The organism is Domibacillus aminovorans (assembly GCF_001643235.1).
Classification (GTDB): domain Bacteria; phylum Bacillota; class Bacilli; order Bacillales; family Domibacillaceae; genus Domibacillus; species Domibacillus aminovorans.
The window spans coordinates 145,033-159,438 of sequence record NZ_LQWY01000073.1 but is presented as its reverse complement, the minus strand read 5'-3'; the positions used below and the strand labels follow the sequence as shown (position 1 = coordinate 159,438).

14 protein-coding genes, 1 other RNA gene and 1 riboswitch are annotated in these 14,406 nt (G+C 42.0%); of the genes, 3 read left to right on the top strand and 12 right to left on the bottom strand.

Annotated elements, in window-relative coordinates:
- The 6 genes from AWH49_RS18715 to AWH49_RS18690 all read right to left on the bottom strand — a co-directional run.
- On the bottom strand, positions 1-686 hold a 686-nt coding region (locus AWH49_RS18715), incomplete at its 3' end, for a dynamin family protein (protein ID WP_211268420.1).
- Between the two features lie 503 nt (positions 687-1,189).
- Positions 1,190-1,660 carry a chemotaxis protein CheX gene (locus AWH49_RS18710; RefSeq protein WP_063966926.1) on the bottom strand — a complete coding sequence of 157 codons (471 nt, stop codon included), beginning with the start codon at positions 1,658-1,660 and terminating at the stop codon, positions 1,190-1,192.
- Positions 1,661-2,096: 436 nt separating this feature from the next.
- A complete protein-coding gene (locus AWH49_RS18705; protein WP_063966912.1) occupies positions 2,097-2,579 on the bottom strand; it encodes a YhcN/YlaJ family sporulation lipoprotein in 483 nt (160 codons plus the stop codon).
- Between the two features lie 322 nt (positions 2,580-2,901).
- Positions 2,902-3,141: a hypothetical protein gene (locus AWH49_RS20240; protein ID WP_157723783.1), complete on the bottom strand. Its 240-nt coding sequence runs from the start codon at positions 3,139-3,141 to the stop codon at positions 2,902-2,904.
- A gap of 133 nt (positions 3,142-3,274) precedes the next feature.
- Positions 3,275-4,579 carry a nucleobase:cation symporter-2 family protein gene (locus AWH49_RS18695; RefSeq protein WP_063966910.1) on the bottom strand — a complete coding sequence of 435 codons (1,305 nt, stop codon included), beginning with the start codon at positions 4,577-4,579 and terminating at the stop codon, positions 3,275-3,277.
- Positions 4,576-5,163: a xanthine phosphoribosyltransferase gene (locus AWH49_RS18690; protein WP_063966909.1), complete on the bottom strand. Its 588-nt coding sequence runs from the start codon at positions 5,161-5,163 to the stop codon at positions 4,576-4,578. Before AWH49_RS18690 ends, AWH49_RS18695 begins: the two co-directional genes overlap by 4 nt.
- Before the next feature lie 106 nt (positions 5,164-5,269).
- Positions 5,270-5,370: riboswitch (purine riboswitch) on the bottom strand.
- Positions 5,371-5,586: 216 nt separating this feature from the next.
- Between AWH49_RS18690 and AWH49_RS20480 the strand changes: the two genes are divergently transcribed.
- Genes AWH49_RS20480 through AWH49_RS18680 form a run of 3 tightly spaced genes read left to right on the top strand, consistent with a single transcriptional unit; the run spans position 5,587 to position 7,883 of the window.
- A complete protein-coding gene (locus AWH49_RS20480) occupies positions 5,587-5,727 on the top strand; it encodes a hypothetical protein (RefSeq protein ID WP_169816017.1) in 141 nt (46 codons plus the stop codon).
- Between the two features lie 25 nt (positions 5,728-5,752).
- A complete protein-coding gene (locus AWH49_RS18685) occupies positions 5,753-6,238 on the top strand; it encodes a cupredoxin domain-containing protein (protein WP_063966908.1) in 486 nt (161 codons plus the stop codon).
- Positions 6,231-7,883: a b(o/a)3-type cytochrome-c oxidase subunit 1 gene (locus tag AWH49_RS18680; RefSeq protein ID WP_063966907.1), complete on the top strand. Its 1,653-nt coding sequence runs from the start codon at positions 6,231-6,233 to the stop codon at positions 7,881-7,883. The genes AWH49_RS18685 and AWH49_RS18680 overlap by 8 nt, the downstream gene beginning before the upstream one ends.
- Before the next feature lie 99 nt (positions 7,884-7,982).
- On the opposite strand, the gene AWH49_RS18675 is transcribed toward AWH49_RS18680, so the two are convergent.
- The 6 genes from AWH49_RS18675 to AWH49_RS18650 all read right to left on the bottom strand — a co-directional run bounded on the left by AWH49_RS18675 (position 7,983) and on the right by AWH49_RS18650 (position 14,384).
- On the bottom strand, positions 7,983-9,128 hold the full coding sequence (locus tag AWH49_RS18675; protein WP_063966906.1) for a THUMP domain-containing class I SAM-dependent RNA methyltransferase: 1,146 nt from the start codon (positions 9,126-9,128) through the stop codon (positions 7,983-7,985).
- Between the two features lie 12 nt (positions 9,129-9,140).
- Entirely contained in the window at positions 9,141-9,704 is a 564-nt protein-coding gene (locus tag AWH49_RS18670) for an EAL domain-containing protein (protein WP_063966905.1), read from the bottom strand.
- 123 nt (positions 9,705-9,827) lie between these two features.
- Positions 9,828-10,218: RNase P RNA component class B (gene rnpB / locus AWH49_RS18665), an RNA gene on the bottom strand.
- 55 nt (positions 10,219-10,273) lie between these two features.
- Positions 10,274-10,603: a cell division regulator GpsB gene (gene gpsB / locus AWH49_RS18660; RefSeq protein ID WP_018393750.1), complete on the bottom strand. Its 330-nt coding sequence runs from the start codon at positions 10,601-10,603 to the stop codon at positions 10,274-10,276.
- Positions 10,604-10,893: 290 nt separating this feature from the next.
- Positions 10,894-12,120, bottom strand: a complete 1,227-nt coding sequence (locus tag AWH49_RS18655) for a ribonuclease H-like domain-containing protein (protein ID WP_063966904.1) — start codon at positions 12,118-12,120, stop codon at positions 10,894-10,896.
- Between the two features lie 17 nt (positions 12,121-12,137).
- Positions 12,138-14,384, bottom strand: coding sequence for a DEAD/DEAH box helicase (locus tag AWH49_RS18650; RefSeq protein WP_063966903.1), 2,247 nt, complete (start codon positions 14,382-14,384; stop codon positions 12,138-12,140).
- Positions 14,385-14,406 lie beyond the last annotated feature (22 nt).

Here is a 14,406-nt window from a genome sequence, read left to right as displayed (position 1 = left end):
GTTGCAAATGAATCATACACAGACTGGCGGAACGCACTAAACGATAATTCTTCTTCTTTATGTTTATCTATCTGGTTAATAATTAAATACAACTTCACCCCATGCGACAACAGTTCTTTCGTATAAATAAAGTTCAATTCTGACTGTACGTGGTTGTAATCCATCACGTAAAACACCATATCCGCAAGGTGAAGCGCAGACTCAGTTGAGATACGATGTGCATCATCTGTCGAGTCAACGCCCGGCGTATCCATCACGGTCACGTCAGGCGGCAAATGAGACGACGAATGTCCGATTTCAATGGATGCCACTTCATCGCCATCTTTTGCGAACTTTTTTACATGCTTTATGTCATATGGCGCTTTAAATAAGAGCGGACGGCCATTATGATAGTTAATTTTAGCAAAGTCTTCTTCGGCCGGTTTAATTTTAACGAGATTGGCACTTGTTGGAATAGGGCTTGACGGTAAAAGTGCTTCACCTGTTAATTCATTAATCATCGTCGATTTGCCGGCTGAAAAATGGCCGCAAAACGCGACGATAAATTCATGATCATTCATTTTACGTAAAAAGAGCTCGGCCTTTTCCGCCCGTTCAGTGTCTTCATTATGTATAAATTGTTCATAAAGCCTCGCTGTGCGTGCCCGAATTGTTTCCATCGTGTGACTTTTTGTCGGTGCTTCCATATTTGTTCCGTCCCTTCGATGCGTACACCTTTTTTTCATTATTGTATATGATTTTTGGCAAATAAAAAAGGATACAATGAAAGCGGTGTGCACCTGTTTCACTGTATCCCTATATTCATTGTCATTTATTATTTTTTAAATACAGGCGTACTTGTTTGATTTGCCGTACGATCCAGCACAAATTTCATTACTCCACCATACGTTACTACTGTCGCCGTCACAAATAACCAGATCATTTCAAACGCCTTCTCTCTTAGTTGATAATGATTTTCATCCTTATTTATATCCTAACACCCATTTTCTTTTTTTGCAACCAAAAAAGATGCCTTATTCATCATCGATCAGAAAGATGTATACATGAGTAAACATCACGCAAGGGCAAAAACGAAATCCCCCTTACGATTCACACGAAAGACTTTATGTCTATTTTATATAACAGCCTATTCAATGCCATCTTATATATACTTAAATATGTTTATGTATATGGAATTCGACAACTGCTGTTAGCCTTTTTCAATATTTAAAACTAACTCGTATTCCCCGGCTTCCTGAAACGCTATTGGCAGCTTGATCGCCTGCTTGAATCCGGAAATTTTCGAATCACCTACAATGATCGTTGGCGGTGTAATATCAATCGTAATTCCTTTTGTAAACAATGCGGCACCCATATTGCCCGCGATCATATTGACAACTTCACCGGCAAATGACTCAACCATTTCACCTTCGATTGGCATGCCAAACATCTTCGTCCCTAAACGTGAAAACGATTCTTCTGATCCTTCTAAAATTAGGCGGCCCGGCAAATCACCGGTGATCCCGATAAAAACACCTATTGCATGATGGCTAAATGACTCCGTTAATAATGTCGGTCGTCCCACCTGCGCTTCGATTGGAATGACCGTCCGGATGGATTCAATGGCGCAATTCAACACTTCTTTAATGACCGTATTTTTATCTAGTTGTGTGTTTTTCATATTCACACCCCGCTTTTTCTTTTTATCCCACATTAACAGGCAGTAAGACCCCCATTGAGTGAAGTTTCACTTTATTTTACTGTAGATCTCCTCATTTGTCAGTATTTTTTACTATAACTTTAGAACTAAAAAAATAGACATTTAAATGCTACCTATTAAAATAATCAAAATATGATTGAAGTTACTGATTTTTTTAGAAGTGACTGTACCCCCTTTTCTAAGTGTTTGTAGTATACACCAGTTCTATTTCATTCAATTATTGCTTGAATCTCTAAACTCCGGCAAGGCACTATCCAGAATTGAAATACTAATTCTGGCTTCTTTCACCTGTTTTTCAAATACTTCATAATAACCAGAAAAATAAACGAAAGGTCCTGCTCAAAATTAGCACGACCTTTCGTTTATTTTATTCATACATTTTTACATCTGAATTTATTTAAGTATTTGGGAATATTTTTCGAACTGTATTACCAAATTCGTCAATAAAATCTTTACTTGGTTCCCCTGCAGTAAGTCTTTTTTCAAACTCGGCCATATTCTTTACGAATTCAGGTTTTGCTGAAACAAATACTTCCTCAATCTGTGGATCTCCATCCATTAACAGGTCCGAAATTTTTTCTTCTATAGGAACTGGAACTGCTTCAGCTGTATCATTTAAAACTAAAGCAACATAAGCTTTGTGACCTTGAATGATCACATGTGCTTGATCGATTTGCTTCATATCTGCAATTCGTATTGCTGCAGACCTAGGCAATTCCAACTGCAATTCTTCATCTCCAGCAACCTTCTCCTCTATTGCTTTATCGCTTGTCTCTTCTACGACTACTTTTTCATTTTCAGCCACTCTTTCTTTATTATTACATCCTATCAATGTAAGAATGGTCAAACAAACTGTAATATAAATATTAAATTTACCCATCATATTTCCTCCTTTAACTATACAAAATATTTAAAAATTGATGATTTTGTCCCACAGTGCTCACTCCTTTTTAATGACTGCTTTTTTAGCCTTTCCGGATTCAATCTGGTTTATGAATGATTTTAATGAAGAAATTGAACATCAGAATGCTGGAGTATTATTGGAGCCGATGAAATTGTTCAGCTCAATAGTAATTGAAGAAATTAAGAAGTTGCATACATAATCCAATATCGGTGCCAACGATGTTAAATTTCAAGGCGCCGAAATCGTGGACTTTCACCAGATTCACCATAGAAAAGAAAAAAGATAGCCGAATAAACGGCTATCTCATCAAAAATCTGAGTCTAGCATTGACCGTCTGGATGCTTAAATCATTTGTTTTTGTCTTATAATTGAAATGATCTTCCTTCATATACACAAGATATTTTCTGATAATAGGAGATGTTAACTCAGCTACTAACATCACATCAGGATAATGTTCCTCATAACTTTTTATTGTTGGCGCTCGTAATCCTTCAGATTTCTTTGCTGATAAAAAAGCAATTAAATTCCAATTATTCATTTGATACACTTCTCTTTGTAAGTCTTTTTGAACACAAAAAACGTCACCTCCATTTCTTTTCATGTAAGAAATGGAGATGACGTTACGACATTTTAATGTCTTTAAAACATGGGGATATTTTCCATCAGTTGTTTTATGACATTTTTTCTTTCGCGGGCACATCCACTGTCCGCTTCCAGCCGATTTCATTAAACAGTACATTAAGGACAAGCGCCGTCAAACTGCCGGCGACGATTCCATTCCCCGTTAAAATTTTCACACCGTCCGGCAGACCTGCAAATAATTCGGGGACAACTGTCACACCAAGCCCCATCCCAACTGAGCAGGCAATAATCAGTAAGTTTTCCTGCTTACCCATGTCGACATTTCCGAGCATTTTAATTCCTTGAGCCATCACCATTCCGAACATCGCCAGCATCGCACCGCCAAGCACACTCGACGGAATAATCGTCGTGAATGCACCGATTTTCGGCACAAGGCCAAGGAAAATCAAGAAGCCGGCTGTGTAAAAAATAACGGTTCTTGATTTCACACCCGACAGTTGCATAAGACCGACATTTTGTGAAAAAGCCGTATACGGAAATGCATTAAAAATCCCACCGAGCATAATCGCTATTCCTTCTGCACGGTATCCTTTCGCCAAATCGTGTTCAGTGACTTCTTCATCACACATATCTGAAACGGCAAAGTAAACACCTGTTGATTCAACAAGACTCACCATCGCCACGAGGATCATCGTTAAAATACCGGACCATTCAAACGCAGGGACGCCGAAATAAAACGGCTGAATGACATGAAACCAAGATGCATCCATAACGGGAGCAAAATCGACTTTGCCCATAAAGAAGGCAATAACCGTTCCGATAAGAAGACCGAGCAGCACAGAAATGGAACGAGCAAAACCGTCAAAAAAGCGATACATCAAAATAATAATAGCCAACGTCGTAAATGCAAGGGTAATATTCTCGGTTGAACCAAAGTCTGGGCTGCCTTGCCCGCCACCCATATTATTCATCGCAACCGGAATAAGTGTCACGCCAATAATCGTCACAACCGAACCTGTCACAACCGGCGGAAAAAAGCGGACGAGCCTGCTGAAAAAAGGAGCGATAAGTAAAACAAAAATGCCTGATGCAATAATAGCACCATATATATAGTTAATACCGTGCGTTGTCCCGATTGCAATCATCGGACTGACAGCGGTAAACGTACAGCCAAGAACAACAGGAAGTCCGATGCCGATCCATTTGCCACGCCATACTTGCAGCAATGTCGCAATTCCGCACATGAAAATATCAATCGATACGAGATACGTCAGCTGTTTCGGCGTCATGCCGATCGCTGCACCTACGATTAATGGAACAAGGACCGCGCCTGCATACATCGCTAGAACGTGCTGAATGCCAAGGGATGCCGTTTTAAACGTCGAGGGCTTCATTTTTGCGGCCCCTCTTCTTTAAACTGGATTTCCCCTTCTTTAAGCGATCCGATACGCGCTAATGATTCAACACGTATACCTTCTTGTTCGAGCAATTGGGCGCCGTTCTGGAATGATTTTTCAATAACGATGCCAACACCTGCAATGGAGCTGCCCGCCTGACGAACGATGTCGATTAATCCGAGGGCTGCCTGGCCATTGGCAAGAAAGTCATCAATAATGAGCACATGATCATCCACCGATAAAAAGGCATTTGATACGGCAATACGATTCGCCGTTTCTTTCGTAAATGAATACACATTGGCTGTCAGTAAATCATCCGTCATCGTCAGCGACTGCCGTTTACGAGCAAACACGACTGGCACGCCGAGTACGAGACCCGTCATAACAGATGGTGCAATGCCACTAGATTCAAGTGTAACAATTTTTGTGATTTTTTCTGATGCAAAACGATTGGCAAATTCTTCTCCAATTTCTTTCATGAGCAAAGGATCGATCTGATGGTTCAAAAAAGAATCTACTTTTAAAACATGTTCGGACAAAACGCGTCCGTCCTGTTTCATTTTTTCCTGAAGACGTTTCATTCTTTCTTCCTCCTATTTATATCTTCAGACATAAAAAAAAGCCTAAAGCATGATTTTCTCTTTATTGAATAGAGTGAACAATGCCCCTCAGGCTGCGAACGGACGAACCGCACTGTTGTTCACTCATAGTCGAGCCATTTACGATAGTCCGGTAGAAACATGCAGACCAAATCCCACGATTATATGAGCGGGTATAGTTCATTTATGCTTTATATATTAGCAGAAAGCACGAAAAAATCAAGATAAAACACGAACGTTAAGATTCTATTTTTTCTGATTATTCGTTAACATATATTCACCACTATTTCACATTTTTTTCACAATAAAAAGATAATTCGTGATTTTTCTCACAGAATCTATTTTTTTACACACCTAAGATAGTGTTAACGGGGAATAAGACGATCAAGAGAGGAGAGATTTAGAATGGCTTCTGGAAAACGTAATCACAAACTTCGGGAAGAAGAGCACTCATTAAAAGGAACATTATACGCCGTATTTGGAATAGGCATTTTTATCATCGCTTCATGGATGGTCGTCTTTTCTATTTTCACTGATCGTTTCTAATTTGTTTGAAGGAGGAATTATACGTATGCATTTACACCGTTATGAAAAGTGGTGGCTCACGTTTGGAATCGGCTCGCTTGTCTTATTCCTCGTCATCGTTGGGATTAGTGCGTTCCACCAAGGACATCAGCCGCCTAGTTCAGTAAAAACGATTAACTATGAACAAGTGGACAAAGTCGCTCCATTTAATGAACCTGGCCTTAAAAAAGTAGAAGGTAAAGATTGGGACTACGAACTTGTCGTCGTCGCTTCTGCTTTCATGTATATGCCGACTGAAGTGGAGATTCCAGTTGGTTCAACTGTAAAAATCATCGCTACAACGAAAGATGTTGTGCATGGATATGGAGTGGCCGGCACAAATATTAACATGATGCTCGAACCGGGCTACGTAAGTGAATATGTCACAACGATGGATAAAACAGGTGAATACCTTGTCGTATGCAACGAGTATTGCGGCACAGGGCATCACACGATGAAAATGATGTATAAGGTGGTGGATGTAAATGAATAACAGCACATTTTTATGCGTAGATAAACGCGATGCACGCCTCGCGATGGCCCATATGTATGTTGCATTTGCGGCCCTTGCCATTGGCGGATTGATGGGACTTTTACAAGTATTTGTCCGTTCTGGACGTTTCGAGCTTCCAGCAAATATCGGTTATTATCAAGTATTAACCGTTCACGGCGTCATGCTTGGACTTGTCTTAACAACATTTTTCATTCTCGGTTTCCAAGCTGCTGCTGTCAGCCGTACATCTGGTACATTTACAGCGAAACAGCGCCTGGCTAGCTGGATTGGTTTTTGGATTATGCTGCTAGGTACTGTGATGTCAGCAACGATGATTTTATTAAATGAAGCAACGGTTTTATATACATTTTATGCACCGCTGCAAGCACACTGGATTTTTTATCTCGGTTTAACATTTATCGTCGTTGGCAGCTGGTTCGTCATCTTTGCCCAATTGGCAAAGTATGCACAGTGGCGCAAAGAAAACAAAGGAGAAATGTCCCCGCTTTTAACGTATATGGTCGTTGCCAACTCCCTCATGTGGTTCGTTGCAACACTTGGCGTCGCAGCAGAAGTATTGCTTCAACTTTTGCCGTGGTCACTCGGGTTCATTGAACGTGTCGACGTGGCAATTACACGTACACTGTTCTGGTATTTCGGTCATGCACTCGTATATTTCTGGCTCCTTCCCGCTTACATGGCATGGTATGTAGTTATCCCGAAAGTGATCGGTGGTAAAATTTTCTCGGATTCACTTGCCCGTCTTTCATTCATTTTATTTTTATTGTTCTCGATTCCGGTTGGTATTCACCATCAGCTAACAGAACCTGGTATTACAGAATTTTGGAAATTCGTACAAGTTATTTTAACCTTTATGGTTATCATTCCGTCGCTCATGACCGCATTCAGTATGTTTGCCACATTTGAGCTGCGTGGACGTGAACTCGGTGGTAAAGGATTGTTCGGCTGGCTTCACAAGCTGCCGTGGGGTGATGCACGTTTCGTTGTTCCATTTATCGGTATGGCCGCGTTCATTCCAGCTGGTGCCGGTGGTATTATCAACGCCTCTTATCAAATGAATCAGGTGATTCACAATACAATCTGGGTGACGGGTCATTTCCATTTAACCGTTGCAACAACTGTTTTATTAACGTTTTTTGGGATTGCCTACTGGCTCATTCCACATTTAACAGGACGCATTTTAACGCCACAAATGAATAAACTTGCAATTATACAAGCATTTACGTGGACGTTTGGGATGACGATTATGTCCGGCGCGATGCATTGGGTCGGTCTTCTCGGGGCACCACGTCGTTCGTCTTACTCAACATATGGCGATGCTGAGCAGGCACTCGAATGGATTCCGTATCAAATCGCACAGGCCGTCGGCGGCACAATCTTGTTCCTCGGCATCATTTTAGTCTTGATCATTTTCGTGAACTTATGCTGGTTTGCACCAAAAGGCGATGAAGAATTCCCTGTTGGTGCAATCGATAAAGATGCTGAAAAAACACCGAAGATTCTCGAAAACTGGAAAGTCTGGATTACTGTATTAGTTGCGCTCATCTTAGTTGCATACACAGTTCCAATTATGGACATAATCAACGGCGGTCCACTCGGATCAAAAGGATTCAAGTTCTGGTAATACCATATAAAAAGCGCAAAAGCAGGCCTGGCACCGCTTTTGCGCTTTTTATATCTTCTGGATTTCTGACCAATCACCACTGTTTCTGATCACTCCGCTTTATTCAGATTCAGAGCGGCGCGGCGGGCGCTTGCCCCAATATTGATAGTAATCACAGCGAATAAACCCGTTGAATAGTTTTCGCTTTTTCGTCGCTGGCTTGCCATATACTTCTTCAAATTGTTCATGCGACGTAAGCATGTAAATAGACCACGTATCAAGCGATTTGAACTTATATCCCATATCTGCATACAATTTTTCAACAGCTGGACGGTCGCTTAGTCGCTCACCATACGGTGGATTGCCAACGATGACGCCATACTCTTTATCTGTTTCAAACTGTGTAACATCTCTAACCCGGAAGTTAATTAAATCACCAAGCCCTGCTTCAAATGCATTGCTGTTGGCGATACTGATCATATTTGAATCAATATCAAACCCTTCAATATCAAGCGGCTGATCATAATTTGCTTTGTCTTCTGCTTCCGTTCGGACGTCATTCCATACATTGTCACCTATCCACGCCCACTGTTCAGACACGAAATCCCGGTTAAAACCAGGCGCAATGTTTTGACCGATCAGTGCTGCTTCAATCGGGATCGTACCCGAACCGCAAAATGGATCAACAAATGGCTTGTCTGGGTACCAGTTTGTCAGCTGAATAAGTGCAGCAGCCAATGTTTCCTTGATCGGTGCTTCTCCTTGTCCGACCCGATAGCCTCGTTTATGTAGACCTGCACCGCTCGCATCGATCGTAATTGTCACTTTATCTTTTAAGAGTGCGACTTCCAGTGGAAAATGCGCACCCGTTTCTGGCAGCCACGCCTCCATTTTATACACATGCTTCAATCGTTCTGCAATTGCTTTTTTGACGATGGCCTGACAGTCAGATACACTAAACAACGTTGACTTAACCGATTTCCCCTGCACCGGGAACGATGCATCTTTCGGCAAAAATTGTTCCCATTCAATCGCTTTCGTCTTTTCAAATAATTCATCAAACGTTTTCGCATAAAATTCGGCGGCCACTATTTTGACACGATCTGCCGTCCGCAGCCACATATTGCAGCGGGCAATTGCCGTCGCATCTCCTTCAAAATATACCTTGCCATTTTCCGTTCGTGGCGAATAACCGAGCTCTTTTACTTCTTTAGCAACGAGCGCCTCTAAACCCATAGCAGCTGTCGCGATGATTGTATACGTCATAACATCCTCTTTTCATTCGTATTCTTCCGTTAAATCCAAATAAAGAAAATCAATTAATTCTGCAAACTGGTCTATGGACTGAATAAAACTGCGGTCAATTTTTAAATGGTCTATAGGAAAACGCCTTAAATAACTAAGTGATAAGTACCCGGTGCCGAAATCATCAATCGACAATTTAAATCTGATACTTTTCAGCTCTGTCAGCCGCTGCACAGATTTTTTCGCGTCCAGCATGACCGTACTTTCGGTCACTGCCAGTTCAAGAAAACGGGCGGGCACATTCTCATCACTTATAATGCCACAGTCGTCTTGTAAAAATTGAAGCGGCGAGACATTGACGGCCAGCGAAAACTTGTTAAATCCAAATTGCTCCAACGTTTTCAAATCACGACATACTTGTCTCAGCACCAACTGACCAATATTGTATGAATATCGATTTGCAATGCCCGTCAACGGATCGCTGTGTGCCATTTTCTTTAACTCTTCTTCCGCCGTTTTTTGATTCGTTATATCTGTGAAGACACCAATATACTGCTCTACAAGTCCTTTGTCATCCGCCACAGCTAAAATCGTCAACCATTCAGGATAGAGTTCGCTATCTTTCTGTTTGTTCCATTGAAGGCGACTCTCCTGTTAAATAGAAGAAAAGCTCCCCTAATAAGGAGAGCCGAGTATTGTATATTTGAACCCTGAATAACGTTCTATAAGCCATGTTTTGTTCCTTCGTACTACAAACGGCCAGGGTGTGACCTCGTACTCCGGTGGCAATCATCTGTCTGCAGAAACTTATGCTTCTGCCTTTCCATTCGTTCAGTTCCGTCCGGAAAGTGCCCCTACCAAAATTTGGGTTGCTCACTCACGGGGTTTACCTCGTTCCACCTTTATCATTTCTGATAAAGCTCCGTCACTGTGGCACTTTCAAAGTATTCACACCATATCCACGAGGACGTAGGTGTTTTCCCTGCCGTCAGCATTAAAATGCTGCCCTGGCTTATGGTTTCGCCAGGCGCGATCACTACAGGCATCTCAGCACTGTGCGAGCATGGACTTTCCTCTGCAGCCGCTCGGACTGCAGCGATTACCCGAACGTTATTCATTTTCGTTCCTTTATTATAATAGATGAACGGTCCAAATGCAACGAGTATTTATTCGTTGTTAAGACGATCACCAAATACGTGCCGCTCTAAATTCGACAAACGTTTCAATATGTCGAAATTTGTTGATCCCGCTACTGGTTGCTGCGCGCGTATCGGCGGCTCCGGTTGTCTTTGACGGGAAGCGATGGAACTGTTTTCTTTTTTCAAACGTAAATTTTCCTGCTGTAATTCTTCAATTGCCTGTTGAAATACATCATAATCTTTAATGACCAGATCTAAAAACTGATCCACATCATCCGGATTGTATCCGCGCATGGATGTTTTAAATTCTTTTTCGAGAATATCTTTCCCGGTCAGCTTAAGTTGCTCTGACAACATTGCCTTGCACCACCTTCATCGATTCCTGTTTTTATACGTTAATTGTTTCAAAAACAGTGCCGTTTGTCAATTAGGAAACAGGTCGTCTAAAGGTTTATTGCTTTTTACAAAAAAGCATAGAAACTATCTTTTAAATTCGTTAACACAAATGCAGTCAACCCGATAAACACAAAAAATAATAGAAAAATCGCACGATTCAACCTGTCATTCACCCCATAGTTATAATTTCTCTTTTTAAAATGGTACTCTTTATTTTACGATGTTTTCAATCATGTTACAACAAAATGACATTAGTTTTTAAGATATTTCGACTTTTTTCTTTCTAGCCGTGTCAAACGGTGTTCAACTTCCTTTCTTACCCTTTCATCTGTCGCCATTTTAAGTGTCTGTTCGGTTATCTTAATCGCTTCGTCTATTTCCTTCCATTTATGTTCATACAGCTTGGCCAACTCAATTGATGCATCGAATGCCCGCTTACTGCGGGACTGCCGGACGCGGTCAAATAACGCTCTCGCTTCTTCAAACGATTTTCTCCGCTTATATTGCATCGCCAGTCTGTAGGCAGCGTCAAGCGCAACGTCGTCTTGCCCCCTACCTGCTGACTGCGCAAGGGCCATTCGGGCAGCTTCAACGTTGCCGGATGATTCAAACCATTTAGCGATTTCAAGGGCTGTGCGATCGTCATTTCGGGTCGAGCCATCTAGCACAAGCCGGCTAATATGTGTATACAGTGTAAGCAGGCTGAGAATATCACGCTCATTATGCTTCATTACCTGCAATACACCTTCCGGGTCCTCACGCTCCACATAATCAAAATAAATAATTGGTGCTAAGTGCCCCGGCACATCATCGATCCGCTCAATGCCAAGAATGTTTTTTTCTACATTGACGAGCTTGACCGATTCCATTGTATGTTTAAATAATCGGCGCGATGCATGATATAGATCGAAATGACCAAATGCGGGAAGAGCCGGCACTCGGTCACGCACAAATGTGTGGCGTGACTTTACCTGTGGCCAGTCAAAAGATTTCCCATTATAGGTTACAAGTGTCGTATAATCTGTTTCTTGTAAAAACTTCGCATAGAGTGCCGTTTCATTACCCGGTGACGGCAGGAAATACTGCTTTACTGTTACATGGTTGCCTGAAATGCGAGCCGTTCCGAGCAAAAAAATAACACTGCCTGATCCTCTAAGACCTGTTGTTTCCGTATCAAAAAAATACAAATCCGACGAAGAAAATCCTTTTGCGGACAACGGATGCGCGCCGTCAAAAGAAGACCAGTCCTGAATCGTTTTTTTTGCATCAAGGAATGTGTAATGGCCATGCTTATAATCAAGTGAATAATGCGTTTCACGGGTAATGCAGTACTCGCCTTCAAAATGGAATACGTTTGCGCCTGCCGCTTCCCACGTATCCCAGTGACGAATGTTCTCTTGCTGCTTTTCAATCGGTACCGCTGTCTCTTCCCGCACAAGATGTTTTTTCATCCGTTGCAGTTTTTTGGTCATACTCATCCGTCAGTACTCCTTCCTTAAAATTGATCAAGCAGTTGGATACTTTTTCGTTTTGCATTCATTCCGTCGATTTCCATGCCAATGCAAGAAGGACACCCATCCTGACATGGGCATTTTTCAATTAAATCTTTTGCAGCAGCTTTCACTTCATCGAATCTCTTATATACATCTTCAGCTAGACCAATGCCGCCCGGATAATGATCGTATAAGAAAATTGTCGGAAGTCCCGTATGTGTTGCTTTTATTTGCGAGACAACGTGAATATCATTCCGATCACACATCGTATGGATCGGCACAATGTGATTCAACACATTCGCAATCCCCATCAGCAATTGCTCAAGCGTCTTTTCTTTTAATTCCGGACTGATCTCTTTTAATTCCAGCCATGCTGCACTCGTATGCAGCTCTTCTTCCGGCAGTGAAATCGGTCCAGAGCCAATGTTTTCGAATGTCGACAGCTTGATTTTTTTGAAAATCGTCGGAAGTGCGTTTACTGTCACATCACCATAATGAATAGCTGTCGTGCTTCGCTCTATCGATCGATCAATTTCCAACACTTTTAACTGAACAGCTAGATTCGCATCTGTATAGTATTCCACATCCACTTTCCGGACGTACGCCTTTTTATGCGCCCAATCCAGCTTTTCAACTTGAAATTGCGCACCTTCATGCAAATAAATAGCTTCATCATGTAAAAGAGTCATCGCACTAAACCGGTCCATTTCACCGATAATTTTCACGTTCCCCACATCGGATTGATCCACAATGATCACATTTTCCTGAGAAGCAGAACGCAAGCTAATATTCGTTGCAGGAAATGATTCATGTGCCCAATGATATTTGCCCCCATTGTAGTGAAGTACTCGTTCTTCCTGCAAGTATTCCAGTATATCACGGACTTCGATCGGTCCGAATTCTTCCTCTTCTTTAAAAGGCAATTCATAAGCGGCACATTTTAAATGATCAACAAGAATAATCAAATTTTCCGGATTGATCCGTGCAGATTCCGGTGAACGCTCAAAAAAGTAGTCAGGGTGTTGGACGACGTATTGATCGATTGGAGTAGAACTTGCGACCATAATAATAAGCGCTTCGCCGTGCCTTCGTCCAGCTCGCCCGGCCTGTTGCCATGTGCTGGAAATACTTCCTGGATAACCCGTCATCACGCACACCTGCAGCTGCCCGATATCGACACCGAGCTCCAATGCATTTGTGCTGACAACGCCTAAAATCTCCCCATCACGCAGTCCTTTTTCAATAGCCCGACGTTCATTCGGCAAATAACCGCCGCGGTACCCTCGAATTGTCTTTGGACCTAGCTCTTTTTTTACCAGTTCTTGAATATGGCTTAAAATAATCTCCACTCTCACCCGGCTTCTCGCAAATATAATCGTTTGGATTTTATTCTTTAAAAATTCTTTTGCGATATTGTTCACTTCCACCGTAGCGCTCTTTCGAATATTGAGCGGCTCGTTCACGACCGGCGGATTATAAAAGACAAAATGCTTTCTTCCTCTTGGCGCCCCGTTATTATCGATCAGTCTCATTGGATTGCCCGTTAGCTGTTCCGCCAGTTCTTGCGGATTCGCAATTGTCGCCGATGTACAAATAAAGATTGGACTGCTTCCATAAAAAGAACATATCCGCTTCAATCGCCGGATTACATTCGCTACATGGCTGCCAAAGACACCGCGGTACGTGTGCAGTTCATCGATCACGATGTATTTCAAGTTTTCAAATAAATGAACCCATTTCGTATGGTTTGGCAAAATAGCCGAATGAAGCATATCCGGATTCGTAATAACAATATGACCCGCTTTTCGCACCTTCTGCCGGATCGCAGGCGACGTATCTCCGTCGTACGTAAAACTTTTAATATCGATGCCCATTTCACTGATCATTTCATTTAATTCACTTTTCTGATCCTGAGCAAGCGCCTTTGTCGGGAAAATATATAGCGCCCGGTTCACTTCATTTTCAGCGATCGATTGCAGAACGGGCAAATTGTAACAAAGCGTTTTTCCTGAAGCAGTCGGTGTTACCGCCACAATATTTTCTCCACTCACGACCGTCTCAAAAGCGGAATATTGATGCGTATATAACTCCCCGACACCTCTTTGTTGAAGGGCCTTTCGAATCCGCTCGTCGACCATTTCCGGGATCGGTTTCGTTTTCGCTTCCTCCGGTTCGATCTCATGCCAATTTATAATATGTTCATTGTTTCGTAATTCAGCAATTAATTCTGAAAGTGTTTTCTTCTTCATCGACCTTCACACCTCTCTTACT